This window comes from Accumulibacter sp., from assembly GCF_031732815.1.
GTDB lineage: Bacteria > Pseudomonadota > Gammaproteobacteria > Burkholderiales > Rhodocyclaceae > Accumulibacter.
In genome coordinates this window covers 1-26,593 of sequence record NZ_JAVMKF010000150.1, presented here as the reverse complement: position 1 = coordinate 26,593, position 26,593 = coordinate 1, and the positions used below count along the sequence as shown (strand labels likewise).

Genomic DNA, 26,593 nt, shown 5'->3' with positions numbered 1-26,593 from the left:
GCAAGGACGGACCGGCGATGAGTCGACCGCTGCGGCGCGGCATGTTTTCGCGTATCGCCCTTACGGTGGGTGCGCCGGTGGCACCCGGCGAAGCGACGCCCGAACGGCTGCAGAGTCTGGTTGCTGGTTTGCGCGGCGATTGGCGCTGAACCGCACGTGATGGAGATCTGCAGGCAGCCGCGCAGCCGCGCAGCCGCGCATCTCTTGCCTGCACTCGGCTACTGATTCAATGCGCTACGGGCAATCTCGCGGAAGAACTCGAATCGTTGTCTATCGTAGGGCATCAGCCGATGGTCGTCGGGATCTTCTTTCTGCAGATCCGACCACGCGCCCTGTTGGTCGTCTCCACGGCACCAAATGCACCGAAGCAATAGCAGCAGCATGCGAGGCAAGGGAACTCCCTCTTGCGCCAGGCCATTCATTGCGGCCTTCAGGAGCGGCGATTGAGCTAAGCGTTCCGTCTCAGCAGGGGTGTTGAAAAAGGAAAGAACGAGCAACTGTGCCGCGCAAACGGCAATCTTTACTCGAAGGAACTTGACAAGGGCATCAATCGACGGAGGTTTTGAGCGCGAAAAGTAGTTACTCGTGGCAAACTCGTCCACAGTCGTTATCAGTCCAATCGACCGAGCTTTCAGGTTATCGATTGACTGCGCTTTTCTACTCCAGAACTCTCCAACAGACGCTTCAGTTGGTTTCTGCTCACCAATCGAGGCGGAACTCATGAAGCAGTCGAACATCCACTCGGTGAGTTCGAGTGTAATTGCTTCGGCTTCTCCACGCGCATCGTGCAGAGGAAACTCAGCAACCGGGTCGAAACCTAGCCTGCCGCAACATTGATCCTCCCGCGCCCGATTTTCCTCGTTGTTCCACCAATCCCTCTCCTTCTGCAGGGCCGAGTAGAAAGCCGCAAGCGCAGCGTGCGCCTTGCCAAGATCACTGCGGCTCTTCGCTTCCAGGCAGCGGCAGTAGCATTCCAGGAAAGCGGCCTCGCGTCCTGTCACGCAGGAAGGCGCTGCAACGACCTGCGTGATCGCTGCCGCATGCGTCGCAAGAACGCGCGCTGCGTGCCAATCACCGGTCGCAGCAAAACGCGTCGCCAAGCAGAGCAGCAGAGGGTACTTCATCGGACTGGCGGCGTCCAGCTTGTCCGATCGTTCTTGCTCCGCCTCAACGGCTTTGAGCATCCTACCGACCTCCAGCTTGCGCTCGCGAGAGAGATCGAACTCGGAAACACTTTCGATCAGCATCAGGATGCACTCCTCAGCCTCAGGGTAGTAGGACAGCCGCAATGGTGGCGGCTTTCGCCGGGGGCGGGGCCCGGTGTATTGGTAGGTAAAGTCCAACTCCAATTCCGCCAAAGCGACGAACAAATGGCTCAAGGCCAGGTAAATTTCCTGTTCGAGCAGTCCCCGTGGTTCGTCTTCCGTAATCAAGCGAACGAAAACATCCCTAGCGCTTTTTTCTCGCGCTAGACTTGCCGGCGCAAAAGGAATTGCGGTGTCCAGCAGTGCACGCCAAGTGTCGTCCACTCGTTGCAGGTGCTCATCGAGTTGGTCCGTCACGTGAGTGCTCGCTTTCCTTTTCTCAAACATGACCAGCGCCTCCGTGAAGCGTATCCAACTGGTCCTATGTCCGGATGGCACGCCAACTTCATTCTCACGCGTCGGTAGTAGTTTCGGACTGCCTAAAAACGTCCGCGGGTAGAACACGTGCATCCGGGCTTCCCTACCTTCGAGCGCGCTGTTTCTACGTCTGATTGCTCGATGCAGTAAGTGATGAGCGGTGATCAGAACGAAGCAACGCCGGTTGCCAGAATCGGCGAGTCCCCAGTTGTTCAAGTACTCGATCTTGGCAAGTACTTCCGCATCATCCTCATTCCGCTGGCTGCGGTCGTCATCATCGATTTGGTGATCAGGTGGATTGTGGCGTGGGGCGCTGCTATCCTCCTCGACGAGATCGTTGATCTTCTTAAGCCAGTCCTTCTTGCGCTGCTCAACGCAGGTGATGACAGCAGCCTGTTCAAACAGATCCCCAAGGAACCGGTAGTCCTCGTCATTTTCGTACGCAAGCTGGCCATTTTGGAGGAGGGTACGGGCTCGCAGGAGCTGATCCAACGGGCCCTCCGGAAGAATAACGCCAAGCGTGTCAATGATATACCGTGTGATGCCCAGGAAGAAATTGCGGCGGGACTGTTCCCTGTTTTTTACGAAATCATCCAGCTTCGTCCTCACGCTTTCGGCGAAATCTCTCTCAACTCTCAGTACTTCGGAGGCTCGCATTGCCGATTCTTGAGCTTTTAGGGCGATTGCCTTCAACATGCGGTGTAATTCATCAGAGTGCGGGCGCAGCAATATCCTGGGCCCGGAACCGCCTTCGGCCAAGCCGAATCTTGGACTAAAAATATAGCCCGACAAAACTGCTGCCAAGGCGGCCAGCGGGAAATCAGTTGGTGACTTTTTGCCATAATGACGTGCAAAAACGTCGCTATACGCAAAATGGCGTCGTGGGCTGAGAAACATGGAAGCGACGTTTGCGTCAACCACCCAATGAATCTGGGCGCCTGGGCCAAGAGCGGCGAGCTCCTTCAATGCGGCTTCAGCTTCTGAAATGCCGGACGCGGCTCGCGTTATGTCGCTGACGGTCAAACGCTTGTCCATCACGGATGGCTCCCTGGCTGGTGCGGTGCTGGTGGGGTCGGGCGGCGAAGACAACCTTCGTTAACAATTCTGCGCGTCTCGTCGCTCGTCGGACCCTTCCCTCTCACTTTTTCGTCTAGCTCGGGCACGAGTTTCTTGTAAAACTTATCCTTCGCAATCTGACTCCTTGTGGATGCTGAAGCGTTTTTCAAGGCTACCTGAAGGTCGGAACAAAATCGTAGGAATCCGGGGCGGTATTTCCCCAGGGAGGCCATCTGGGTTCCGAGCTGGTCTCGCAACTCTTTCGCATGGACTTCCGCGTTTTCTAAATCACTTCGGCAGAGGCTCACGAGCAGCTTGGCGGCAATTACATTTGGGAAAGAAGGGCCCTGATATAGAATGGCTGTGGCGAGATTGCGAATGGAAAGCGAAGGCGGGAACTCGTCAAGAAAGAATGCCGCTTTCAGGCATAGCCAGTCGCGCGCTTCCGGATTATTCGCCGAAGCACGGATCTTTTCGGTCAATGGCGGGAGCGCCTCACTGCAAACGGTTTCAAGGCTGAGTTCAAGGGCCGCGTTGAGCAGAGGGGTGGGCGACGCTGCACACGAGGAAAGCAACCGTGCAAGAGCCCATCGAAATCTGCTCTGTGCGTTCTTGTCGAGATTGTTGTAGAGTGAAGCGAGTTCGTCGACCGCCGTTCGGTGAGCTCCTCTCTGTCCGAAAGAAAGCCTCGCACCGCGAAACGCGGTTTCGGGAGGCGTGGATGCAACTCGATGTGTGGCCAAGGGATAGCAAGCCCTCATCCCTTCCCCAAGCCAGGAATAAAATTCGTCTTTTGAGAAGCGAGAAACCAGAAAGATGAACGACTTAAGCATTCTGTGCATAGGCTCCAAGTTCCGCCGCGACCACATCGCAGGGTATCTTCCGGCTCAACACCGCGAGCATTGCGGCGTGAAACCGTTCATCCTCGGCGCAGGGTGAATCATCCAGTTCGCCAAGAAAATCGAACGCGATATATTCCCAAGGTACTTCTTGCGACGGGCAAATCCATTCACGGGTGCCATCGACGTTCTGTAGCCTACTCTTGACGGCAGACAACACAACAGTCCTACCGTGGGCTGGAGTGGTTTCGAGGGTTTCATCGTCACAGGCAGCGCGAAATGCCGGATTGTCCAGGCCGTCATAAGCCGTCGGGCGATAGAAGGTAAGAGCTGCCTGTCCGTCATCAGGACTGATAATTGCCCGCAGCAGTGGGCCATCGCTTCTTCCGTAGTGGCTTAGTCCTAACTGATCCCGGTGGGACTGGGCCGCGAGTGGGTCGACATATCCGGACGCCTGTGGTTGATCGAAGGGAGGAGGAAGATCACCAAGCGGCGCCACCCAAAAAAAATCACGATCCTTGCCGAAATGCCATGACGGCCGCGAACTGGACCAGTTGGCTAGAGCCGACCGCAGTTCCTCGGGAGAGTCGATCTTTCCTTTTCGCGTCTCGTAAATTTCGTGGGTACGCTGCGGCTCCTCGTAAAAGAACTCCCTGGTACGGAGAACGGTAATGACCGGTATGACTTCGCAAGCCTCGAGAGCGAGCCTCGCGCAGCTTCGCATGACGCTGGCGCGCGAAGTAAACCGGCGGAGGCACCGTACCAGGGCCTCTGGCTTGTCCGTGTCGTCAACCGTAGGGAGCTCGGTATCCAGAATGGCGACGCACTCATCGAGGAATTGCTGGAAGGAGCTCTCCGGGATAAGACGTAGCTTCAACCCCCGACAGAGATTGTTGAGTGCGATCAGCGCTAGCTTTGAGTTCGTTGCGCAGAGCGCGTCGAGAAATTCATTGCGAGTCATGGCCGTAGATCGGTGAAACAAGCATGTTGGAAATCGAGCGTCCAACGGCTGGAGCTTGCCCCTTTGATGTGCCGAGCGCGCAGAGGATCTGTTGGACGGTGCAGTTAGGGGAATAATAGCACGAATGGCAAGCAAGGCTTGCGGATCACCTGCGGGCGCCTTTCCCACCGACCGCGATTGCTGGCTTCGTGACCTCTTCAGCGTTTGCCGGCGAGCAATTGCGCCAGTTCGACGGCGGTGCGCACGCCCATCTTGTCAAACAGCTTGGCGCGGTGAACCTCGACCGTGCGCATGCTGATCTGCAGTTCGTCGGCAATCACCTTGTTCAGCTTTCCGGCGAGAATCAGGTCCATGACCTGCCGTTCGCGCGTCGTCAAGCGGTTCAGCCCTTCGTTGACCGAATCGGCGCCGCTCGCCGCGGCGCGCTGGTTGGCATCGAGCTGCAGCGCTTCGATCACGCGATTGACCAGTTCGTTGTCGTTGCACGGTTTCTCGACGAAATCGAAAGCGCCTTTCTTGAGCGCCGAGACGGCCATCGGCACGTCGCCGTGGCCGGTAAGGAAGATGACCGGCATGCGGTTGCCCAGTTCGTTCAGCGCATCGAAGAGTTCGGGACCGCTCATTCCGTCCATGCGGATGTCGAGCAGCAGGCAGCCGGCGAGCGCCGGCTCCCAGGCGGCGAGGAAATCTTCGGCCGCCGGAAAGCTTCGGCAGCAGACGCCGCGCGATTCAAGCAACCAGGCGAGTGAGTCGCGGATTGCTTCGTCGTCGTCAACCAGGTAGGCGCAGGGCGTCATTGTCTTCCGATCGGCAGGGTGATGACGAAAATCGAACCGCCGGCGGGATTGGCTTCGACCCACAGGCGGCCGTGATGGAACTCGATGATCGAGCGGCAGATGCTCAGGCCCATCCCCATTCCGTCGGCTTTGGTGGAGAACAGCGGGGTGAACAGCTTGTCTTCGACCTCGGGCGGAATTCCCGAGCCGTGGTCGATCACCCGGATCTCCATCTGCTGTTCAACCTGGCTCAACTTGACCGTCAGTCGGCGGCGCTCCCCGGGCATTTCGCTCATCGCTTCAATGCCATTGCGCATCAGATTGAGCAGAACCTGCTCGAGCATCACCTGATCGGCCATCAGCTCCGGACGCATTCCCTGGATCTCGCGCTGGATGCGTACGCCGCGACTCTTCGCGGCGCCTTCGATGAAGCCGATGCTGTCGTCGATCACCTCGGCAAGGTCGCAGGGCGCCAGCTTGGGCTCGCTCTTGCGAACGAAATCATGCACGCGGCGGATGATGTGCCCCGCGCGCTGCGCCTGTACGGCCAGCTTGCCAAGTGCATCCTTGAGCTGCTCGGGCGTGAAGTTGCCCGTCGTCAGCTTGTTCATGCAGCCCGCGGTATAGCTGGTGATGGCGGCCAGCGGCTGGTTCAGTTCGTGCGCCAGGGTCGAAGCCATTTCGCCCATGGTTACCAGGCGAGCAGTGATCTGCAGCTTCTCCTGCTGTTGCCGGGCGAGATCTTCGGCACGCTTGCGCGCGGTGACGTCGATGATCGATCCCATCCAGCCGGTCTGCCGTCCGTCGGTATCGATCAGCGGCGCTTCGTAGACGAGCGCGTCGAAACGGCTGCCATCCTTGCGCATCAGGCGGATTTCGAAACCTTCGTGTGGCGCATTGCCCTCCAGCACGGAATTGTGCAGGTGCAGCGTACGTTCCATTTCTTCCGGCGCCCAATAGGGCATTGGCGGGTCACGTCCGATCAGTTCGTCGCTGTCGAAGCCGACCATGCGCAGGAATGCCGGGTTGGCATAGGTGACTCGGCCGGCGAGGTCGCGCGCCCGCATGCCGACCATCAGCGAATCCTCCATCGCCTTGCGGAAAGCGTACTCCGAGCGTAGCGCCTGCTCGGCCAGCAGGCGTCGCTGGATCGATCCGTGCACTGCCCACAGGCTCCAGAAGACGGTCGCCGCGAGAATCACCATCAGCGTCGAAATCAGCGTCTGGGCGCGGTTGTCGGCAGCGCGATAGGCGGTGGCCTTGAGCGTCATGCCATAACCGGGTGGCTCGAAGCTGACCGAGTAGGTCAGCGTCGTCGGTGATGCGTCGACCTTCGACTTGCTGGCCAGGGTCTGACCGCTGCTGTCGAGGACGCGCAGCAGATAGCGTTCGGCAAACCACCAGGGAACCTGATGTTTGAGCAGACCGTTCAGCGAGTAGATGCCGAGCAGGGTGCCGCGGTGGCGGCCGCTGGGCAAGACCGGAACGTAGATCTCGAAATGGACCGCTTCGTTTGCCGCGTAGGCGTCGCTGTAGACGGGGTTGCCCAGGCGAGCGAGTTCGAGCGAGCGGCTGACCCGATTCTCGCCGAAAGGCCCGGGTTCGACGCGCGGCAGGGCAGGGCTGGGCAAGCCGTCCACCGTCGTGCCACTGGCGTCAATCCAGAGCAATTGCTGCAGTTCGGGATTGTTCTTCAGAATGTGCCGGGCGCGCAGATCGAAGAGCTGGTGAGGTTTGCGGGTTTGGGTCAGGTCGAGAGCGAGTTGCTGCAGTTGTTCGGAGTGCCCGTCGAGGTGGAAGCGCAGGCTCTGTTCGAGCCAGAGCACATCGGCGATCAGCGTTGCGCGTTGCTCCTCGACTTCGTTGCGGTGCAGCAGCCAGAGCAGGGCGATGAGCAGGACGAGGAGCAGTCCGACCGCCAGGCGCAGGATCGACAGATACCAAGTCGACCACTTCAGCGGAGCAAGCGGCCGACGTTCCGCCGTCAGTGGAGTGGACGTCTCGTGCATGACGGGCCATCATAGCCAACTTGCTGCGCGATCGGTAGCTCTTGCGCGCGCGGCGAGTGGCGCTGCCAAGCCCCAGGGCGGCGTGCTTGTGGGTTTCCACAGATTGCGGATTTCCACAATATGCAATGTGCGAACGATTTGTGATATTGACGCAGTACCCCGGGCTTGGCCCGTTTTCAACCCAGAAACTCAGGAGGAGACACCATGAAGATATCTGCTTTGCTTTTCGGTCTGCTGGCTGGCACGCTGTCCGCACTGCCTTTGGGCGCCCTCGCGCAGCAGCCGATTGTCATCAAGTTCAGCCATGTGGTGGCGCACGACACGCCGAAGGGTCTGGCCGCCGAATTCTTTGCCAAGAAGGCTGGCGAGATGACCAAAGGCAAGGTGAAGGTTGAAGTCTATGCCAACTCCACGCTGTACAAGGACAAGGAGGAAATGGAGGCGCTGCAACTGGGCGCCGTGCAGATGCTGGCGCCGTCGCTGGCCAAGTTCGGCCCGCTCGGCGTCAAGGAGTTCGAGTTGTTCGATCTGCCGTACGTGTTCGACAACTACACCGAACTGCACCGGGTAACGCAGGGGGCGGTCGGGCAAAGCCTGCTCAAGAAGCTGGAGCCCAAGGGCGTTACCGGCCTGGCTTTCTGGGACAACGGTTTCAAGTCGTTCTCGGCAAACACGCCGATCAAGACGCCGGCTGATCTGAAGGGCAAGAAGCTGCGCATTCAGTCGTCGAAGGTGCTGGAAGAGCAGATCCGCGCGCTCAGCGCGCTGCCCCAGGTGATGGCCTTCTCGGAAGTCTATCAGGCGCTGCAGACGGGCGTCGTCGATGGCACCGAGAACCCGGTTTCCAACCTCTACACGCAGAAGATGCATGAAGTCCAGAAGTATTTGACGTTGACCGAGCATGGGTATCTCGGTTACGCCGTCATCGTCAACAAGAAATTCTGGGAGGGACTGCCGGCTGATGTGCGCGGACAGCTCGAAGCGGCGATGAAGGAATCGACCGCCTACGCCAACAAGATCGCCAAGGAACAGAACGACAAGGATCTGGAAGGCGTCAAGAAGTCGGGCAAGACGCAGGTCTATGTGCCGAGTGCGGAAGAGAAGCTGGCCTTCAAGAAGGCGCTCGCCCCGGTGCACGCCAAGATGGAATCGCGTATCGGCAAGGATCTGCTGCAATCCGTCTATAAGGAAACCGGTTTCGATCCGAACAAGCTCTGAGCACGACGGAAGAGCACGCAACAGCCCGCTGGGGGGCCTGATCCCGGCGGGCTTCTTTTCAGGCAGGCGGGGGAGTCATTGCCATGAAAATTCTGGATCACCTTGAGGAGTGGCTGATCACCTTCCTCATGGGGGCTGCGACGACGATCATTTTCTTCTCTGTTGCCCATCGCTATTTGTCGGGAATGTCGATTCCCGGTCTGCAGGACTGGCTGCTCGGACTGAACTTCGGCTGGGCGCAGGAGCTGTGCATCATCATGTTCGTCTGGATGGCCAAGTTCGGCGCTGCTTACGGCGTTCGCACCGGCATTCACGTCGGCGTCGATGTGCTGATCAACCGGATGACTGGCCGTACGCGCGCCAAGTTCGTCGTTTTCGGTCTGCTCGCCGGCGCCTTGTTCACCGGAATCGTCGGCACCCTGGGCGCCAATTTCGTCTGGGAAAACGGTTTCCACTACTGGCTGTACACCTCGCTGGGCTGGGATCCGGGCGACATTCCCGAGGGGCCGACGACGCCTGACCTCGAGTGGCCAACGTGGATCGTCTACAGCGCGATCCCGCTCGGTTCGAGCCTGATGTGCTTCCGCTTCCTGCAGGTTGCGGTGAGTTTCATCCAGACCGGCGAGCTGCCACACCATGATCATGGGCATGTTGACGGTCTGGACGAAACGCCGCCGGCCGACGAGATCACGCCCTACGAGATGGAGGACAACCTGCATCCGCACGATCTGACCTACAGGAAGCGCCATCCGGAGGACGATGCCGGCAATCCGTCGAACAAGGGAGGAAAACAACAGTGAATGCAACCATCATCTTCCTGATCCTGCTGGTCCTGATGCTGACCGGCATGCCGATCTCGATCTCGCTCGGCCTGACGGTACTCAGCTTCCTCTTCATGTTTACCCAGGTGCCGCTCGAATCGGTTGCGCTGAAGCTGTTTACCGGAATTGAGAAGTTCGAGATCATGGCCATTCCGTTCTTCATTCTGGCCGGCAACTTCCTGACCCACGGCGGCGTTGCCCGACGCATGATCAAGTTTGCCACCAGCATGGTCGGCCATTGGTACGGCGGCCTCGGTCTGGCTGGCGTTCTGGCCTGCGCGCTGTTTGCCGCGGTCTCCGGTTCGTCGCCCGCGACGGTCGTCGCGATCGGCTCGATCCTGATGCCGGCGATGGTCAAGGCGGGTTTCCCGAACAAGTTCGGGGCCGGCGTGATCACCACTTCGGGGGCCTTGGGAATCCTGATTCCCCCATCGATCGTGATGGTCATGTATTCGGTCGCGACCAATACATCGGTCGGTGCGCTGTTCATGGCCGGCGTGATTCCCGGGATCATTCTCGCCTCGGTGCTCGGTGGCGTCACCTGGTTCCGCGCTCGCAAGTTCGACTATCCGCGCATGCCGAAAGCGTCTTTCAGCGAGCGGCTGAGCGCGTTTCGCGAGTCGGTCTGGGGTCTGTTCCTGATCGTCGTCGTCATGGGCGGGATCTACAGCGGCATGTTCACTCCGACCGAGGCAGCGGCGATGAGCGCGGTCTATGCCTTCTTCGTCGCTGTCTTCGTGTACAAGGACCTGACGATGAAGGACGTGCCACGCGTCCTGCTGAACTCGGCCAACATGTCGGCGATGCTGCTCTACATCATCACCAACGCCGTCCTTTTCTCGTTCATCATGACCAACGAGAACATCCCGCAGGCGCTGGCCGACTGGATGCTGGGTCACGGCCTGGGGATGATTGCCTTCCTGCTCGCGGTGAACATCATCCTGCTGCTCGCCGGCAACTTCATGGAGCCGTCGTCGATCGTGCTGATCTTTGCCCCGATTCTCTTTCCGGTAGCGATGAAGCTGGGAATCGATCCGGTGCATTTCGGTATCCTGATGACGGTCAACATGGAAGTCGGCATGTGCCACCCGCCGGTCGGGCTCAACCTCTACGTCGCTTCGGGGATCACCAAGATGGGGATCACCGAACTGACTGTCGCCGTCTGGCCGTGGCTGCTGTCGATGCTCGTCTTCCTGGTCGCCGTCACCTATGTGCCGATCATGTCGACCTGGCTGCCCAAGACTTTGGGAATGATGTAGCAACAGGCCAAAAGGCTGCGCCCCGGCTGGCGGCGCAGCCGCGCGGCAGCAGCAGCCGATGCTCCGAACGCGCGTGCGGGATGCCCTGCACGCGCTTCCGCTTTGTGCGCCACCTGCGCCTTGAATTTCCGCGTGCGACTCCGCCGCGCCCTTCTCGGCGTGCTCTCGCTGTGCTGTTGGGCCTGCTGCGGCAGCACTTCGACGAGGCCGGGTGAGCCCCTGTCCGGCTGCCCGAATCTGCCCCACGCGTGCCATGCCGCGTCGATCGCCGCGCCAGGAGGTCCTCGGCGGGTCTCGTTGGCCACCCATTGAGTTCTGATTTATGGCACAGTTTGTGGCGAGCGATGAGTAGCCGGCGGCAGTCCGCGTCGCCAGTGTCGCTACTCGGCTAGCTGCCAGCGATGCTCGATCGGCAGACCCGGTTGGCCTGCGGGTTTCCGGCCGCTCTGGCTGATCCGGTGCAACAGGTTTCCGCCGAGTACCGTCGGCGCGCGGTTACGAAGCCTCCGAAGTCCTGCCTTTTTGTCTCATACTTGTCGTCGCCAGCCGGATCACCCGGCCAGGCGCCCGATTCCACCGGGGTGACTGAACGGAGAGCTGATGAGCAACGCGAATCAAGACGAAGCGAAGAAGGGGCGCCCGAGTTCGCGGCGCGTTCCGCCGGCCGGTGCGCCTGCCGATAACGATGGCGCGCAGGGGCGCAGCGACGAACGCCCCTTCATCGTCGGCATCGGTGCTTCGGCAGGTGGCCTGGAGGCGCTCAGCCTGCTGCTCCCCGGTCTGCCGAAGAACCTTGGCCTGACTTACGTCGTCGTCCAGCACCTGTCGCCGACTTACCGCAGCATGATGTCGCAGTTGCTCGGGCGCGAGACGACGATGCCCGTGAAGGACATCGAAGACGGAACCTCACCGGAAGCGAACACGGTCTACATCACCCCGCCGAATCGCAACCTGACCCTGCTCGCGGGTTGCTTCCGCCTGGTCGAGCCGGCGCGCGAGTCGATGCCCAAACCGTCGGTCAATCGCTTTTTCGCCTCGCTGGCCGAGGAGATCGGCGAATCGACGATCGGTATCATTCTTTCTGGAACGGGTTCCGACGGTGCCGCCGGAATCCACGCGATCAAGGCGGCTGGGGGCTTCACTTTCGCCCAGGACCCCGACACTGCCAAGTACAACGGAATGCCGCAGTCGGCGATCGACACGGGCAGCGTCGACTGGATCCTGCCGCCCGAGAGCATGGGCGCCGAGATCAGCCTGATCGTTCTCAATCGCGGACTGATCCCGGTGGCGACGCAGGCGGCGAGTGCTCCGGCGACGCTGAAGACGCTGCTCGGCAAGGTACGGGCGCGGACGCGGGTCGATTTCTCGCAGTACAAGGAGCCGACGCTGTGGCGGCGAATCGAGCGGCGGATGGCGGCCAACCACGTCAGCACGCTGCACGACTATCTGCAGGTGGTCGATCAGACGCCGGTCGAACTCGACAAGCTGTGCAAGGACATCCTGATTTCGGTCACCGCCTTCTTCCGCGACACCGACGCCTTCGCCCGCCTCGACAAGGTGGTCGCCGAAATCCTGGCCGGCAAGCAGCCGGGAGACGACATCCGCGTCTGGGTGGCCGGCTGCGCCACCGGTGAGGAAGCCTACTCGCTGGCCATTCTGTTTGCCGAACGCCTGGGGGCTGCTTTCGACCAGTATCGGCTGCAGATCTTCGCCACCGACATCGACCTCGACGCGATGGCGCTGGCTCGGCGTGGCGTGTTTGCCGCTTCGAGCCTGGCGCACATGGACCGTGGGCGGATTCGCGCGCATTTCACGCCGCACGGCGATCGCTACGAGATCAACAAGAACCTGCGCGATGTGGTCATTTTTGCCCGCCAGGACCTGGTTCAGGACCCGCCATTTCTGCGCCTCGACCTGGTGAGCTGCCGCAACGTGCTGATCTATTTCCAGAGCGAGCTGCAGGCGCGACTGCTGTCGGTATTCCATTACGCGCTCAATCCCGGCGGCCATCTCTTTCTCGGCAAGTCCGAGGGAATCTTCCAGCAGGAGGCGCTGTTCGGCGTCGTCGACAAGGATGGGCGGCTCTACCGCCGACACGGGGTGAGCGCCCGCCTGCCGCTGCTGCGCGCCGAGATGCAGCCGCCGGCGGCCGGCATGAACCAGCACCTGCGGGTGGGAAAGCCGACGACGCCGCTCGCTTTCGAGAACATTCTGCTCGAAGCGGCCGGGCGCTACTTCATCCCGACCAGCATTCTGATCAATGGCAAGTTCGAGATCCGCCATATTCACGGCGATACCAGTCGCCTGCTCAATGTCGCGCCGGGCAAGCCGGCTTTCGACTTGCTCTCGCTGATCCGGCGTGAACTGCGTACCGAAGTACAGGTGCTGATGCGTCAGGCACAGGTGAAACAGCTTGTCGCTTACGGGCGACCGCGCCACATCAAGGCGCTCGACCCGGGTCGCGGCCTGCGCCTGTCAGTCCATCCGCTGTCGGCGATCGACAGCGAAGCGTTGTTCATGGTGTGCATCGAATGGATCCAGCCGACCGCCGGCCGCGGCGCGGTCGAGGACAACAATGCAATCACCGACAAGGAACTCGAAGACGAACTGGCGGCGACGCGCGAACACCTGCAGACGCTGGTCGAGGAATTGGAGACCTCGAACGAGGAAATGCAGGCGCTCAACGAGGAAATTCAGGCGTCGAACGAGGAAATGCAAGCTTCCAATGAGGAACTGGAAGCGTCGAACGAGGAACTGCAGTCGACCAACGAAGAGCTGGCGACGGTCAACGAAGAACTGCAGATCAAGACCGCCGAGACGCAGGAACTCAATGTCGAACTCGAGTGCATCCAGAACAGCGTCGATTATCCGCTGCTCGTGCTCGACCGCAACCTCAGTCTGCAGCGCTTCAACAGCGCCGCGGCGCGCGTCTTCAAGCTGACCGCGGTGCAAAGCGGGCGCCAGCTGCGCGATCTGCTGCTGCCCGCCGGGATGCCCGATCTGGTCGCGAAGAGTCAACAGGTAATCGAGACGCAGGAGGCTTTCGACTGTCAGATCGTGAATGCCAATCGCCGGCACTATGCCCTGCACATCGTGCCGCTGCTGCGCGACACGCAACGCGTCATCGGCGTCATCCTGCTCTTTGCCGACAATACCAGCCTCTACGAAGTCGAGCGTTCGGCGCGCGAGACGCAGGTCAGGTTGCTCGCCGTGATGAACAACTCGATTTCGTTGATGGCGGTGAAGGACTCGTCGGGCCGCTACCAGTTTGCCAATCCGCGCTTCGAAGCGACCTTCGGGTTTGCCGCCGGGCAGGCAATTGGCAAGACCGACGGGCAGCTTTTTCCCGCCGAGGTCTGCGAGGTGTTCCGCGAGAGCGAAATCGCAGCGATGCGCCAGCGGCAGGGTGTCGAACGCGAGGAAGCTTTACCGCTCGGCGACGGGACGCGCCATTTCCTGGCGGTGCGTTTTCCGCTGCTCGACGACGACGGAGCGATCAATGGACTCTGTTTCCAGGCGACCGACATTACTGCCCGCAAACAAGCCGAAGACAGCCTGCGCCTGGCAGCAATGGTCTTCGAGCGGGCTTCGGAAGGCGTCATGGTGACCGATACCGCTCAGCGCATTCTGACGGTGAATGATGCGTTCACGGCGCTGACCGGCTACACCCGTGAGGAAGTCGTCGGCCAGTTGCCCAGTCTGCTGCGATCGCATCTGACCCCGCCCGAGCTCTACCGCGACATGTGGGAGCGGATCATGCGCCACGGCGTCTGGCAGGGTGAAATCTGGAACCGGCGCAAGAATGGCGAGCTTTTCCTCGAGTGGTTGTCGATCAACACAGTGAAGGACGCGAGCGGCGAGGTGATCAACTATGTCGGCATGTTCAGCGACATTACCAAGGCGCGCGAGTCGCAGCAGCGGATCGAGTACCTGGCAACGCACGACGAGTTGACCGGGCTGCCCAACCGCGCGCTGTTCAACGACCGCCTGCAGCTCGCGCTGGCGCGCGCCGAACGCCAGGGCGAGAGCATGGGGGTCGTCTTCATCGACCTCGACGACTTCAAGGTGGTGAACGATACGCTCGGCCACCCGACCGGCGACCGTCTGTTGAAGCAGGCGGCGATGCGCTTGCTCGACTGCGTTCGTGCCGAGGACACGGTCGCTCGGCTGGGCGGGGATGAGTTCGTCGTCCTCCTCGAAACGAGCGATCGCAAGGAAGCGACGCAGACGGCCCAGCGTCTGCTCAATGCGCTGAGCACCAGCTATTGCTTCGAAGAGCACGAGTGCTTCGTCAGTGCGAGCATCGGTCTCAGCATGTTTCCAGAGGACGCCAACGATGCTGGCGCGCTGATGCGCAAGGCGGATTCGGCAATGTACCGGGCCAAGGACCACGGCAAGAATGCTTTCCGCTTCTTTACCGCCGACCTCGCCCGGCATGCGGCGCGCCGGCTCACGCTTGAGACCGGTTTGCGGCGAGCGATCGACAGCCGCGAACTGACCGTCCATTATCAGCCACAGGTGAGCTTTTCCAGCCAGCAGGTGATCGGCGCCGAGGCGCTGGTGCGCTGGGCGTGCAACGGGGAAGCCGTCGAACCGGTGGAATTCATCCCGGTTGCCGAGCAGAGCAGCGTGATTGTCGCGCTCGACGAGTGGGTTCTCGGCGAGGTCTGCCGACAGATCGTCCGTTGGGATCAGGCCGGACTGCCGCCAGTGCGCATCAGCGTCAATGTCTCGGCGCGCCATTTCCGCAAGGAGGGGATGGCCGCCGACCTGATGCACATCGTCGGCGCGCACGGCGTCGCGCCGCAACGCCTGTGCGTCGAGATCACCGAAGGCGTTCTGATGGACGTCGAGCGCGCCGAACGCATGCTTGCCGACCTGGTCGCCAACGGCTTGACGATCAGTATCGACGACTTCGGCACCGGCTTTTCCTCGCTCGCCTATCTGAAGCGCTTTCCGATCCACGAACTGAAAATCGCGCGCAGCTTCGTCAATGGCATCGCGCGCAGTGCCGACGACCGCGCGATCGGTTCGGCGATTATCACCCTGGCTCGAAACATGGGCATGAGCGTGATCGCCGAGGGCGTCGAACTGGCCGAACAGCATGCCGAACTCGACGCTGCCGGTTGTCACTACGGCCAGGGTTTCCTCTATTCGCAGCCACTCGCCGCCGACGAGTTTGCGCGCTGGCTGCAGGCGCGGCGAGCGCCTTGCTGAGCGGTGCTAGAATCGCAGCCGGATTTGACCGTGCTGTCCTTGTCCTTTGCCTTATTCTTGCCTTGGGAAACTGATGTGAAAGTCCTGCTTACCGGCGCCGCCGGCTTCATTGGCCGGGCCACTGCGCTGCGCCTGCTTGACCGGGGTGACGAAGTCGTCGGCCTCGACAACCTGAACGATTACTACGACGTTTCGCTGAAGCTCGACCGGCTGCGCTTTCTCGAACCGCGCAGCGGATTTCGCTTCGTCAAGCTGGATGTCGGCGATCGGACGGGAGTTGCCGAACTCTTCGCGCGCGAGCGCTTCGATCGCGTCATTCATCTGGCGGCGCAGGCTGGTGTCCGTTACTCGCTGAAGAATCCGCATGCCTACGTCGACAGCAACCTGGTCGGATTCGTCAATATCCTCGAAGGTTGCCGCCACGCGCAAGTCGAGCATCTGGTCTATGCCTCGAGTTCGAGCGTCTATGGTGGCAATACGCAGATGCCGTTTTCCGAGCACGACAGCGTCGATCACCCGGTCAGCCTGTATGCGGCGACGAAAAAGGCCAACGAACTGATGGCGCATTGTTACAGCCACCTGTACGGCCTGCCGACGACGGGCCTGCGCTTTTTCACCGTATATGGCCCGTGGGGCCGGCCGGACATGGCGCTCTTCCTGTTTACCCGGGCGATTCTCGCGCGCCAGCCGATCGACGTGTTCAATCACGGCAACATGCAGCGTGACTTCACCTATGTCGACGATATCGTCGAAGGCGTCATTCGCGTGCTCGACCGCCCGGCAACGAGCAATCCCGGCTACATCGCCGAACAACCCGACCCGGCGACGAGCAACGTTCCTTACCGCGTGTTCAACATCGGCAATCACAACCCGGTGCCGCTGCTCGACTTCATCGGCGCGATCGAAGAGGCGCTTGGCATCAGCGCGGTGAAACGCATGCTTCCCTTGCAGGACGGCGATGTCCCGGCAACCTACGCGGATACCGATCTGCTTGACGAATGGGTCGGCTTTGCCCCGGCGACGCCGATCGGCGACGGCGTCAAGCGCTTCGCGGCCTGGTATCGCGACTATTACAAGGTATGAGTTGCCGGGTTAGCGCGCCCGCCGCGCTGTTCGTCGGCGGCTGCCGGGAAGGGCGCTGCACCTCAGCGTTGGCAGTGCGCACAATAGAACGTCGAGCGTCCGGACTGGCGAAGCATTCTGACCGCTTGTCCGCAAGCCGGGCAGGGTTCGCCGGCGCGGCCATAGACTGCGCAGGTGAGCTGGAAGCAGCCGGCACCGCCGTCGCTATGGACGTAATCGCGCACGCTGCTGCCGCCGGCCGCGATCGCCTTCTCCAGTGTCGAGCGAATGGCATCGGCGAGGACCCGGTAGCGCTGCAAGCTGATTCGGTTGGCCGCTCGGCGCGGCGAGACGCCGGCCTGGAAGAGGCTCTCGGCAGCGTAGATGTTGCCGATACCGACGACCAGTCGGCTGTCCATCAACAACGGCTTGATCGGTCCATGGCGTTGGCGGGTGGCGGCGTAAAGCCAGTTGCCGTCAAAACCTGCCGACAAAGGTTCGATTCCGAGCACGGCAAGTAGCGGATGACGCTCGATGTCGCTGCCTTCGTGCCAGACGAGGGCGCCGAAGCGGCGTGGATCGCGCAGGCGAAGGACGCTGGTCCCGAACGAGAGGTCGAAATGGTCGTGCTTTCCCGCTGGACTCTCTGCGGCGACGAGGCGCAGGCTGCCCGACATGCCCAGGTGCAGCAGCAGCCAGCCACCGCCCTGCCGGCTTGCACAGTCGAAAAGCAGGTATTTCCCACGGCGTTCGATGGTCTCGAGGCGCAAACCGACCAGCCGCTCGGCCAGCCCCGGGGTGACTGCGTGGCGCAGGCGGGGCGTGCGCACGACGGCGGAGACGACCTGTTGGCCGACGATGAACGGGAACAGTCCCCGGCGGCTCACTTCAACTTCTGGAAGTTCCGGCATTGCCGCTGGCGCAAAAAGCCCATAACATGTGGAAAGCGGATTATCCCGCAAACCCGAACCGACCACGCTCCCGTTTGCAGCGAGCAAGGAAACCATGAAGTCTGAAAAAAGGATTGCCCTTTGTGCCTCGCTGGCATTGGCCTGCGCCGTACCCGTCTTTGCCGCCGGCGAGGCGGGTGACGGCCGACCGCGCAAGCCGGCGGCACGCGAGGTCGGGGGGCAAGGCGAAAGCGGCGCGCTGGCGCGCGCGATGGAGCCGGCGGGGCGTGGGCTGAGTGCGCAGGTCGTCTATCAGCTGCTGCTTGCCGAAGTGGCTCTGCAACGCGGCCGCGGAGACTTTGCCAGCCAGGCCTACGCCGACCTTGCGCTGCGCACGCGCGACCCAGGCATCCTCGAACGGGCAATCGAGGTCGCCGGACACGCGCGTCGTCTGGATCTGGTCCTCGAACTCGCGCGTCAGTGGGTGCAGGTCGATCCGGATTCGAAACGCGCGCAGCAGGTGCTGGCTGGCGTGATGATCATGAGCAATCAGTTCGATGGACTGGCGCCGCAGCTGATCAGCATGCTCGAGGCCGATCGGACGGCGCTGCCTGGCAACCTGCTCGGTCTGCAGCGGATGTTTGCGCGCAGTCCGGATCGGCAGGCGGTGTACCAGTTGATCAGCCGGGTGTGCGCGCCGTTCACCGATTTGCCCGAGGCGCACTACGCGCTGGCGGTTGCCGCGAGTTCGGCCGGCGAGAACGAACGCGCGCTGGCCGCGGCACGCAGAGCGAACGAACTGCGCCCGGACTGGGAGCCAGCGGTGCTGGTCGAAGCCGAGCTCCTGGCGCGCAGGTCGCCGGCCGAGGCGATTGCCCGCTTGCAGCGCTTCGTCGACGCCTATCCGATGGCACGCGACGTGCGCCTGTTTCTGGCGCGTGCGCTGGTCGGCGAGAAGCGCTACGCCGACGCGAAACGTCAGTTCGAACGTCTGCTCGTTGCTTATCCGAACAATCCGGATGTGGTTTTTCCGGTGGCCGTCCTTGCCTTGCAGGAAAACGATCGCGTGCTCGCCGAGGCGCAGCTCAAGCACCTGGTGACGCTCGACATCACTGACAAGAGCACACCCTACTACTACCTCGGCCAACTGGCGCAGGAGGACAAGCGTTCGGACGAGGCCTTGAGCCACTTCCGGCAGGTGCAGACGGGCGAGCATGTCGTTGCAGCGCTGGTGCGCAGCGCTTCCATCCTCTCCGGCCAGGGAAAGATGGCAGAAGCGCGCCGGCTCCTGCAGGATGCGGCGGCGGCCAACCCGCAGCAGCGGATTCGCCTCTTGATTGCCGAGGCTGCCGTGCTGCGCGAGGAGAAGCAGTACGCTGCGGCGCTGGAATTGCTCGACAACGAACTGGCGACGCAGCCGGCCGAACCCGATCTGCTCTACGAGTCCGCGCTGCTGGCCGAGAAGCTCGACCGGCTCGAACTGATGGAGAGCCGCTTGCGCAAGCTGATCGAACTGCAGCCGGAGAATGCGCAGGCGTACAACGCACTCGGTTACTCGTATGCCGAGCGTAACCTGCGCCTGCCGGAAGCCCGGCAGTTGATCGAAAAGGCACTGCAACTGGCGCCGGACGATCCGTTCATTCTCGACAGCATGGGCTGGGTGCTTTACCGCGAGGGCGATCACACCGGCGCGCTGGCGCTGTTGTTGAAAGCGTACGGGCAGCGCTCCGATCCGGAAATTGCGGCGCACATCGGCGAAGTGCTGTGGACGCTGGGCCGCGCCGACGAGGCGCGGCGTACCTTGCGCGAAGCGCAGAAAAAGCATCCGGGCAACGAGGTTTTGAGCGAAGCGGTCAGGAAGTTTGCTCAGTGAACTGCCGCGCCGGTCGCTCGGGTTCGCGCATCTGGCCGTCATTCGAAGGCCGCTGGCCTTGGCTCGTCGCCACTCTGGTCGCCCTTGCCGCGTGTTCGACCCCCGGCCGGGTCGGTGACTCCGCTGCGACGATCGGGCGTGACCGCCTGCAAGCCTTCGCCGTCGCCGGACGCTTTGCGCTGCGTCAGCACGAGGCCAGCCATTCCGGGCGAATCTACTGGCGGCATGTCGACGGAAGTGATCACCTGGTTGTTTCCTCACCATTCGGCCAAGCGCTTGCCGAAGTGTCGGGCAACTCGGGTGGTGCGCGACTGGTGGCGAGCGACGGCAAGACCTATGAAGCTCCGACGATGGACGAACTGCTCGTTGCCGTCCTTGGTTACCCGCTGCCGCTCGGCAAGCTGGCCGATTGGCTGCGCGGTAGAAGCAGAGCGGGCGTTCAGGTGGTCAGCGACAGCCTGGGGCGGCCGCTCGCGATCGAGGATCAGGATTGGCGCCTACGCTACCAGTACGACGACAACGACGCGCAGGCCTTGCCTGGCCGCCTGTTTGTCGAGCGCGCGCAAGTTTTCGAACTGCGTCTGCGCATCGACGAATGGACCGACCTTGCGCGCTGACGGTGAGCCGGCATGTCGCACGCAAACCCCGTCTGGAACTGGCAGAGCAGTTATCCGGCGCCCGCCAAGCTGAACCTTTTCCTGCACGTGGTCGGTCGTCGCGTTGACGGCTATCACCTGCTGCAGACGGTTTTCCGTCTCATCGAGCCGGGCGACAGCCTGCGCTTTTCCCCGCGCTCGGACGGCCGCGTCGGTCTGACGACGCCCTTGCCCGGGGTGCGTGCCGACGACGATCTGAGCGTACGCGCTGCCCGTCTGCTGCAGGCAGAGGCGGCTGCCTTGAGCCGGCGAAGCGACCTTGGGGTCGACATCAGTCTGCACAAGCGTCTGCCGCTGGGTGGTGGACTGGGCGGCGGCAGTTCCGACGCGGCGACGGTCCTGCTCGCGCTCAATCACCTCTGGCAGCTCGGTCTGCGCCGCGAGCGGCTGCAGGAAATCGGGCTGCGCCTCGGCGCCGACGTCCCGGTCTTTATTTTCGGGCGCAACGCTTTTGCGCAGGGCGTTGGCGAGGCGCTGCACGCGCTCGATTTGCCGGAACGTTACTACCTGGTTGTTCAGCCCGCCGTCAATGTGTCGACGGGGGCGATCTTTGCCGCCCCCGAACTGCGCCGTGATACGCCGACAATCGGCGTCGACGAATGGTCGGCAGGCTTCGGCGGCAACGATCTGCAGAGCGTCGCCTGCACCCGCTTTCCACAGATCGCCGCATGTCTGGATTGGCTTTCGCGCTTTGCCGAGGCGCGCATGACCGGTTCCGGAGCCTGCGTGTTTGCCGAGTTCGCCGAGCGCGTTCTGGCCGAAGAGATCTGCCGCCGGGTCCCGCCAGACTGGCGTGCCTGGGTCGCGGCGGGGCTGGCGCGGCACCCGCTGCACGCCCTGGCCGGCGACATCTGAGCAGCAAAGCGCGGTTTGCCGGAGGGCAGCTTTTTTTCTCGGCGAATTCCCTTTATAATGCGCGCCTCGCTCGCGTGCCGGGCGAGAGGTTTACCGTTGGGGAGTCGCCAAGTTGGTCAAGGCACCGGATTTTGATTCCGGCATCCGAAGGTTCGAATCCTTCCTCCCCAGCCACTCCGAATCTGTCAAAACGGGCAGGCTGCCTGGCCTGCCCGTCTTGCTTTATACGGCGCCGCTTGCCTGGGGCGTCAGGGGAAGCACAGCATGGCCTATGACAGCCTGATGGTATTTTCCGGCAACGCCAACCCCGCCTTGGCCGCCGATGTCGTCAGACACCTCAACATCGCACCCGGCCGGGCGCGCGTCGGTCGCTTCTCGGATGGCGAGATCAGCGTCGAAATTCAGGAACATGTGCGTGGCATGGACGTGTTCATCCTGCAATCGACCTGCGCGCCGACGAACGAAAACCTGATGGAACTGCTGGTCATGACGGATGCGCTGAAGCGCGCCTCAGCCGCGCGCATCACCGCGGCCATCCCGTACTTTGGCTACGCTCGGCAGGACCGCCGAGTGCGCTCCGCGCGCGTACCGATCGCCGCCAAGCTGGTCGCTGATCTGCTCACCGCAGCGGGCATTCACCGCGTGCTCACCATGGACCTGCATACCGAACAGATCCAGGGCTTCTTCAACATTCCGGTCGACAACATCTATTCGCTGCCGATCATGCTGGGCGACGTGTGGAAGCGCAACTTCGATCATCTGATGGTCGTTTCGCCTGATGTCGGCGGTGTCGTGCGCGCCCGCGCGCTGGCCAAGCGGCTGGAGTGCGATCTGGCGATCATCGACAAGCGGCGTCCAAAAGCCAACGTTTCCGAAGTGATGAACATCATCGGCGAGGTCGAAGGCCGCACCTGCGTGATCATGGACGACATGGTCGATACCGCCGGAACGCTGTGCAAGGCGGCAACCGCGCTGAAGGAGCATGGCGCACGCCACGTGCATGCCTACTGCGTCCATCCGGTCCTCTCCGGGCGCGCGGTCGAGCGGATCAATGCCTCCGATCTGGACGAACTGGTGGTGACCGACACCATTCCGCTGCGTCAGGACGCGCAGGAATCACCGCGTATTCGGCAGCTTTCCGTGGCCGAAGTAATGGCCGAAACGATACGCCGGATCAGCAACGAAGATTCGGTGTCGTCGCTTTTCATCGAGTAGTGCAGGGCAACGGCCGAGTGCTGGCAGCAAGACGTGTTCCCTTCGTGTGCGGTCGTTTTCCGCGTTTTCCTTAACCCCTCGCCTGGTCGCGGGCGGGGTTGTTGCACCTATCAGGAGTTACCATGAGCTTTGAACTTGAAGCCCGCCAGCGTACGCTGCAGGGGTCCGGAGCGAGCCGCCGCCTGCGTCGTACGAACCGCGTTCCGGCAATCATTTACGGGGGCTCGGCGGCGCCGCTGCTGATCGACCTGGACCACAACGAGATCCTGCTGAATCTGCGCAAGGAAGCTTTCCATGCTTCCGTTCTGACGCTCAAGGTCGACGGTAAGGCGCAGAACGTCGTTCTGCGCGATTCGCAGATGCATCCCTGGAAGCCTCTGGTCTTCCACTGCGACTTCCAGCGCGTCGATACCGAACACGCCATCCATCAGCGCGTGCCCTTGCACTTCATCAATGCCGACATCGCACCCGGTGTCAAGGTCGGTGGCGGCAAGGTTTCGCATGCCCTGAACGACCTCGAGGTCGTTTGCCTGCCGCAGGATCTGCCGCCCTACATCGAAGTCGACCTGAAGGATCTCGACGCGGGTCACGCCTTGCACGTTTCCCAGCTCGTTTTCCCGGCGGGCGTCAAAGCGCTCATGCATGGTGACGACGATCCGGTCGTTGCCTCGATCCCGGCGCGCAAGAGCGGCGGCGACGCGGAAGAAGCGGGCGAGGGCGAAGCCGCCACGAGCTGAGGCTGAAGCTGTTCGCGGCAGGCTGCACGCCGGCATCGCGCCGGCGGCGGCCGGCCGTTCTGCGATCTCGAGCACAAGCGCATGCCTCCTCCACGTCTGATCGTCGGCCTGGGCAATCCGGGCGCCGCTTATGCCGAGCATCGGCACAACGTCGGCTTCTGGTTCGTCGACCGCTTGGCCAGCGACTTGCGGGTGTCGCTGCTGCCGCAGGGCAAGTTCTACGGGCGCCTGGCGCGCTGCGCTGAGCTGTGGCTGTTGCAACCGACCACCTGGATGAACCTTTCCGGTCAGGCGGTAGCAGCGCTGGCGCATTTCTACCGCATTGCCCCTGATGAGATACTGGTCGTGCACGACGAGCTCGATCTGCCGCCGGGCAGCATTCGCCTCAAGCAGGGGGGTGGAAACGGCGGGCACAACGGTCTGCGCGACATTCAGGCACGCTTGTCGACGCCCGATTTTTGGCGTCTGCGCTTGGGAATCGGGCATCCGGGCGAGCGCGAAGAGGTCGTCAACCATGTTCTCAGGGCGCCCCGGCGGGAAGAGCGGGAACTGATCGAGCGCGCCATCGAGCGCTGTCTGCTCGCCTGGCCGCAGTTCGCTGCCGGTGACTACGCGGCAGCGCAGCGCCAACTGCACGGCAAGACCGTATCACCACAGGAAAACCGGCCATGAGCCTGCAATGCGGAATCGTCGGACTGCCCAACGTCGGCAAGTCCACCCTGTTCAACGCCTTGACCAAAGCGGGCATCGCGGCCGAGAACTATCCCTTCTGCACGATCGAGCCCAACGTCGGCATCGTCGAAGTGCCTGACCCGCGGCTGGCACAGATCGCTGCGCTGGTCAAACCGCAGCGCGTGCAGCCGGCGATCGTCGAGTTCGTTGACATCGCGGGCCTGGTTGCCGGGGCGTCGCGCGGTGAGGGCCTGGGCAATCAATTCCTCGCCAACATTCGCGAAACCGACGCCATCGTCAATGTCGTGCGCTGCTTCGAGGACGACAATGTCGTGCATGTTGCGGGTCGCGTCGATCCGCTGTCCGACATCGAGACCATCCTCACCGAACTGGCGCTGGCTGATCTGGCCGTCGTCGAGCGTACGCTCAACCGGGAAAGCAAGAAGGCGAGGGCAGGGGGTGACAAGGACGCGCAGCGGCTGGTCAGCGTTCTCGAACGTCTGCTGCCGCATCTCAATGCGGGCAAGCCGGCGCGCACGCTGGCTTTGGCCAAGGAGGAGAAGGCGCTGCTCAAGCCGCTCTGCCTGCTGACGATCAAGCCGACGATGTATGTCGGCAATGTCCTTGAGGACGGATTCGACAACAATCCGCACCTTGATCGCTTGTCTCAGCACGCGGCGCAGGAGAACGCTCCGGTCGTTGCCCTGTGTGCCAAGATCGAGGCCGAGCTGGGCGACCTCGACGACGAAGACAAACTGGCTTTCCTCGCCGACCTCGGGCTGGCCGAACCCGGTCTCAACCGCCTGATCCGCGCGGCCTACCAGTTGCTTGGTCTGCAGACCTACTTCACCGCCGGACCGAAGGAAGTCCGCGCCTGGACGATCCACGCCGGCGACACGGCGCCGCAGGCAGCCGGCGTCATCCACAGCGATTTTGAACGCGGTTTCATTCGCGCGCAGACGATCAGCTTTGCCGACTTCATAGCCTGCAAGGGCGAGCAGGGTGCCAAGGAAGCCGGGAAGATGCGCGCCGAGGGGAAGGAATACGTCGTCAAGGACGGCGATGTGCTGAACTTCCTGTTCAACGTCTGACTCCGTTTACTGAACCTTGCTGAACCTCCATGAACCAAAATAGCGCGCCAACACATTGATTTTGCTTTTGTTTTAAGCGAATTCAATGTTCAGCGAGGTTCAGTAGTGTTCATGGCATTCCAGAAAAATTTGGGGTAGTCTTTGGGGTATGAGCCGAGTTGAGTGGGGGTACGCCACTCTCTTGACGGAGACCCCAGGATGCCCAAAGACCTTCTCAGTGACGCCAAGATCAGGACCGCCAAGCCAGACGCGAAGCCCTACAAGCTCAGCGACGGCGGCGGTCTTTTCCTGTTGATTCAGCCCTCAGGCAGCAAGCTGTGGCGCTGGAAGTTCCGGCTCAACGGGAAGGAGAACCTTTTCGCTGTCGGTTCCTATCCAGAGGTTGGCCTAGCCGATGCGCGCGCAGCACGCGATGCAGCTCGTGATCTGGCGAAACAAGGCATCAATCCTTCTCAGCATCGCAAGGACGAGCGGCAGCGCAATATCGACGCCGCAGCAGCCCGCAAGCACGCCGAGGCACTGGCCCTGGAAATCTCGTTTGCCAAGGTCTCCGCCGCATATCTGGCCGAGGTGAAGGCGAGCTATACGCTGGGCTCCTACCGGGCGAAGGAGTCCCGCATTCGGAAGTACCTCGCCCCCAAGCTCGATGAGCTACCCATCACCGAGATTAGCGCCAAAGAAATCCGGCCAATCTTGGAGGCATGCAAGGCATACGGTGCTTGGGCGGGCATCCACGTCAAAGGAGACCTGTCGGCGATTTTCCAGCATGCAGTCGTGAGGGGACTGGTTGACTCCAATCCCATCCCCGGTCTGCGTGGCCTGCTGAAAATTCCGTCGAGCCAAAGCAAGGCCGTGCTGACGGCCGACCAGATTCGCGCCTTCTATCGCGCGCTGCGCGCCTACAGAGGCTATCCCGAGACGGCCCTTTGTCTTCGCCTAATTGCATTCACCGCTTGCCGCCCCGGCGAGGCCGCCGATGCGGAGTGGAGCGAGTTCGACACCGAGGGGAAGCTATGGCGGCGGCCGGCAGCGAAGATGAAAGCGCGGCGCGACCACGTATCACCGCTCTCCGAGCCAGTCCTAAAGCTGCTTGAAGAGCTACGCCCCATCACCGGGGCTGGGCGCTACCTGTTTCCACATCGTAGCGGCGAAGGCTTCACCACACCGAACCGGCTGACCTACGCGATGCGGGACATGAACCTCGGCGAGCGCACGACACCGCACTGCTGGCGCACCACCTTTTCAACATGGGCCAACGAACAAGGCTTCCGACCAGACGCCATCGAACGCCAACTGGCGCATGTTGAAAGCAACCGGGTGCGGGCTACGTACAACAAGGCCCTGTTGTTAAACGAGCGGCGCGAGATCATGCAGGCATGGGCCGACCATCTTGCCGCCTTGGCTCACGCAGGGAGTACCAGCGATGCCGCCAATTGACGAAGCACTGGTCTTTGAGGCCATTCGCTATCAGGCCGCCTACCGTGCCGAGGCGCGGCAGAACCATCATCGAAGCATTCCTGGCCCACTGGTAGCGGAGCTTCTCCGTTACATCGAGGGCAGCATGGAAGGCATCACCCAAAGCGAGCTTGAGCTACTGCTCTTGTCGTCTCGCACTGCGCGCACGACGCGTCTGGACGGCGACAACTTGGGTGCCCAGTGGCGCGCCTATGTCGCTCACCGGGGTCGCGACGTTCACGAGAAGAAGGAATCGGCATTATGGAGCAACCACCCCAGAGCGCGTCTCCCCCAAGGCGACCACCCGCC

20 protein-coding genes and 1 tRNA gene are annotated in these 26,593 nt (G+C 62.0%); 15 read left to right on the top strand and 6 right to left on the bottom strand.

The genetic code is table 11. The annotated features are described in order from the left end of the window. Positions 1–218: 218 nt before the first annotated feature. The 5 genes from RKP46_RS10330 to RKP46_RS10310 form a co-directional block, all read right to left on the bottom strand. On the bottom strand, positions 219–2,657 hold the full coding sequence (locus RKP46_RS10330) for a hypothetical protein (protein ID WP_311106569.1): 2,439 nt from the start codon (positions 2,655–2,657) through the stop codon (positions 219–221). Beyond that, the gene (locus RKP46_RS10325; RefSeq protein WP_311106568.1) at positions 2,657–3,511 is read right to left on the bottom strand and encodes a hypothetical protein; all 855 of its coding nucleotides are present in this window, start codon (positions 3,509–3,511) and stop codon (positions 2,657–2,659) included. The genes RKP46_RS10330 and RKP46_RS10325 overlap by 1 nt, the downstream gene beginning before the upstream one ends. Next, positions 3,504–4,478, bottom strand: a complete 975-nt coding sequence (locus RKP46_RS10320; protein ID WP_311106567.1) for a hypothetical protein — start codon at positions 4,476–4,478, stop codon at positions 3,504–3,506. The genes RKP46_RS10325 and RKP46_RS10320 overlap by 8 nt, the downstream gene beginning before the upstream one ends. A gap of 197 nt (positions 4,479–4,675) precedes the next feature. After that, positions 4,676–5,275, bottom strand: a complete 600-nt coding sequence (locus RKP46_RS10315; protein WP_311106566.1) for a response regulator — start codon at positions 5,273–5,275, stop codon at positions 4,676–4,678. After that, positions 5,272–7,263, bottom strand: coding sequence for an ATP-binding protein (locus RKP46_RS10310; RefSeq protein WP_311106565.1), 1,992 nt, complete (start codon positions 7,261–7,263; stop codon positions 5,272–5,274). The genes RKP46_RS10315 and RKP46_RS10310 overlap by 4 nt, the downstream gene beginning before the upstream one ends. Positions 7,264–7,467: 204 nt before the next feature. On the opposite strand from RKP46_RS10310, the gene RKP46_RS10305 reads away from it, so the two are divergent. The 5 genes from RKP46_RS10305 (at position 7,468) to RKP46_RS10285 (ending at position 16,861) form a co-directional block, all read left to right on the top strand. After that, entirely contained in the window at positions 7,468–8,481 is a 1,014-nt protein-coding gene (locus RKP46_RS10305) for a TRAP transporter substrate-binding protein (RefSeq protein ID WP_311106564.1), read from the top strand. A gap of 83 nt (positions 8,482–8,564) precedes the next feature. Next, positions 8,565–9,281 (top strand): TRAP transporter small permease, encoded by a 717-nt coding sequence (locus RKP46_RS10300; protein ID WP_311106563.1) that lies wholly within the window; start codon positions 8,565–8,567, stop codon positions 9,279–9,281. After that, entirely contained in the window at positions 9,278–10,561 is a 1,284-nt protein-coding gene (locus RKP46_RS10295; RefSeq protein WP_311106562.1) for a TRAP transporter large permease subunit, read from the top strand. The genes RKP46_RS10300 and RKP46_RS10295 overlap by 4 nt, the downstream gene beginning before the upstream one ends. Before the next feature lie 600 nt (positions 10,562–11,161). Further along, positions 11,162–15,778, top strand: a complete 4,617-nt coding sequence (locus RKP46_RS10290) for an EAL domain-containing protein (RefSeq protein ID WP_311106561.1) — start codon at positions 11,162–11,164, stop codon at positions 15,776–15,778. Between the two features lie 75 nt (positions 15,779–15,853). Continuing rightward, entirely contained in the window at positions 15,854–16,861 is a 1,008-nt protein-coding gene (locus RKP46_RS10285; RefSeq protein WP_311106560.1) for an NAD-dependent epimerase, read from the top strand. 62 nt (positions 16,862–16,923) lie between these two features. Here RKP46_RS10285 and mutM read toward each other — a convergent pair whose 3' ends face one another. Continuing rightward, positions 16,924–17,751: a bifunctional DNA-formamidopyrimidine glycosylase/DNA-(apurinic or apyrimidinic site) lyase gene (mutM, locus tag RKP46_RS10280; protein ID WP_311106559.1), complete on the bottom strand. Its 828-nt coding sequence runs from the start codon at positions 17,749–17,751 to the stop codon at positions 16,924–16,926. A 94-nt stretch (positions 17,752–17,845) separates the two neighbouring features. Here mutM and RKP46_RS10275 point away from each other — a divergent pair, with 94 nt between their 5' ends. The 10 genes from RKP46_RS10275 to RKP46_RS10230 form a co-directional block, all read left to right on the top strand. Beyond that, the gene (locus RKP46_RS10275) at positions 17,846–19,603 is read left to right on the top strand and encodes a tetratricopeptide repeat protein (RefSeq protein WP_311106558.1); all 1,758 of its coding nucleotides are present in this window, start codon (positions 17,846–17,848) and stop codon (positions 19,601–19,603) included. Next, the gene (gene lolB, locus RKP46_RS10270) at positions 19,600–20,220 is read left to right on the top strand and encodes a lipoprotein insertase outer membrane protein LolB (RefSeq protein ID WP_311106557.1); all 621 of its coding nucleotides are present in this window, start codon (positions 19,600–19,602) and stop codon (positions 20,218–20,220) included. Before RKP46_RS10275 ends, lolB begins: the two co-directional genes overlap by 4 nt. A 12-nt stretch (positions 20,221–20,232) precedes the next feature. Then, entirely contained in the window at positions 20,233–21,114 is an 882-nt protein-coding gene (gene ispE, locus RKP46_RS10265; protein WP_311106556.1) for a 4-(cytidine 5'-diphospho)-2-C-methyl-D-erythritol kinase, read from the top strand. A gap of 97 nt (positions 21,115–21,211) precedes the next feature. After that, positions 21,212–21,288, top strand: a tRNA-Gln gene (locus tag RKP46_RS10260). Positions 21,289–21,378: 90 nt separating this feature from the next. Continuing rightward, complete coding sequence (locus RKP46_RS10255; RefSeq protein ID WP_311106555.1) at positions 21,379–22,329, top strand: ribose-phosphate pyrophosphokinase; 951 nt, start codon at positions 21,379–21,381, stop codon at positions 22,327–22,329. 122 nt (positions 22,330–22,451) lie between these two features. Continuing rightward, complete coding sequence (locus RKP46_RS10250; RefSeq protein ID WP_311106554.1) at positions 22,452–23,066, top strand: 50S ribosomal protein L25/general stress protein Ctc; 615 nt, start codon at positions 22,452–22,454, stop codon at positions 23,064–23,066. A gap of 81 nt (positions 23,067–23,147) precedes the next feature. After that, complete coding sequence (gene pth / locus RKP46_RS10245; RefSeq protein ID WP_311106553.1) at positions 23,148–23,738, top strand: aminoacyl-tRNA hydrolase; 591 nt, start codon at positions 23,148–23,150, stop codon at positions 23,736–23,738. Next, positions 23,735–24,829: a redox-regulated ATPase YchF gene (gene ychF / locus RKP46_RS10240; protein ID WP_311106552.1), complete on the top strand. Its 1,095-nt coding sequence runs from the start codon at positions 23,735–23,737 to the stop codon at positions 24,827–24,829. The genes pth and ychF overlap by 4 nt, the downstream gene beginning before the upstream one ends. Positions 24,830–25,027: 198 nt before the next feature. Then, positions 25,028–26,266 (top strand): integrase arm-type DNA-binding domain-containing protein, encoded by a 1,239-nt coding sequence (locus RKP46_RS10235; protein ID WP_311106551.1) that lies wholly within the window; start codon positions 25,028–25,030, stop codon positions 26,264–26,266. Next, positions 26,253–26,593 (top strand): hypothetical protein (locus RKP46_RS10230; RefSeq protein ID WP_311106550.1); only part of this gene is annotated, 341 nt, incomplete at its 3' end. The genes RKP46_RS10235 and RKP46_RS10230, both read left to right, overlap by 14 nt.

What these genes read in the sequence shown, in the direction of transcription:
- RKP46_RS10310 (WP_311106565.1), bottom strand. Translation starts at nt 7,263, where the DNA reads ATGCACGAGACGTCCACTCCACTGACGGCGGAACGTCGGCCGCTTGCT.
- mutM (WP_311106559.1), bottom strand. Translation starts at nt 17,751, where the DNA reads ATGCCGGAACTTCCAGAAGTTGAAGTGAGCCGCCGGGGACTGTTCCCG.
- ychF (WP_311106552.1), top strand. Translation starts at nt 23,735, where the DNA reads ATGAGCCTGCAATGCGGAATCGTCGGACTGCCCAACGTCGGCAAGTCC.
- RKP46_RS10275 (WP_311106558.1), top strand. Translation starts at nt 17,846, where the DNA reads ATGAAGTCTGAAAAAAGGATTGCCCTTTGTGCCTCGCTGGCATTGGCC.
- RKP46_RS10320 (WP_311106567.1), bottom strand. Translation starts at nt 4,478, where the DNA reads ATGACTCGCAATGAATTTCTCGACGCGCTCTGCGCAACGAACTCAAAG.
- RKP46_RS10290 (WP_311106561.1), top strand. Translation starts at nt 11,162, where the DNA reads ATGAGCAACGCGAATCAAGACGAAGCGAAGAAGGGGCGCCCGAGTTCG.
- ispE (WP_311106556.1), top strand. Translation starts at nt 20,233, where the DNA reads ATGTCGCACGCAAACCCCGTCTGGAACTGGCAGAGCAGTTATCCGGCG.
- RKP46_RS10330 (WP_311106569.1), bottom strand. Translation starts at nt 2,657, where the DNA reads ATGGACAAGCGTTTGACCGTCAGCGACATAACGCGAGCCGCGTCCGGC.
- RKP46_RS10235 (WP_311106551.1), top strand. Translation starts at nt 25,028, where the DNA reads ATGCCCAAAGACCTTCTCAGTGACGCCAAGATCAGGACCGCCAAGCCA.
- RKP46_RS10255 (WP_311106555.1), top strand. Translation starts at nt 21,379, where the DNA reads ATGGCCTATGACAGCCTGATGGTATTTTCCGGCAACGCCAACCCCGCC.
- RKP46_RS10315 (WP_311106566.1), bottom strand. Translation starts at nt 5,275, where the DNA reads ATGACGCCCTGCGCCTACCTGGTTGACGACGACGAAGCAATCCGCGAC.
- RKP46_RS10305 (WP_311106564.1), top strand. Translation starts at nt 7,468, where the DNA reads ATGAAGATATCTGCTTTGCTTTTCGGTCTGCTGGCTGGCACGCTGTCC.
- RKP46_RS10325 (WP_311106568.1), bottom strand. Translation starts at nt 3,511, where the DNA reads ATGCTTAAGTCGTTCATCTTTCTGGTTTCTCGCTTCTCAAAAGACGAA.
- RKP46_RS10300 (WP_311106563.1), top strand. Translation starts at nt 8,565, where the DNA reads ATGAAAATTCTGGATCACCTTGAGGAGTGGCTGATCACCTTCCTCATG.
- RKP46_RS10250 (WP_311106554.1), top strand. Translation starts at nt 22,452, where the DNA reads ATGAGCTTTGAACTTGAAGCCCGCCAGCGTACGCTGCAGGGGTCCGGA.
- pth (WP_311106553.1), top strand. Translation starts at nt 23,148, where the DNA reads ATGCCTCCTCCACGTCTGATCGTCGGCCTGGGCAATCCGGGCGCCGCT.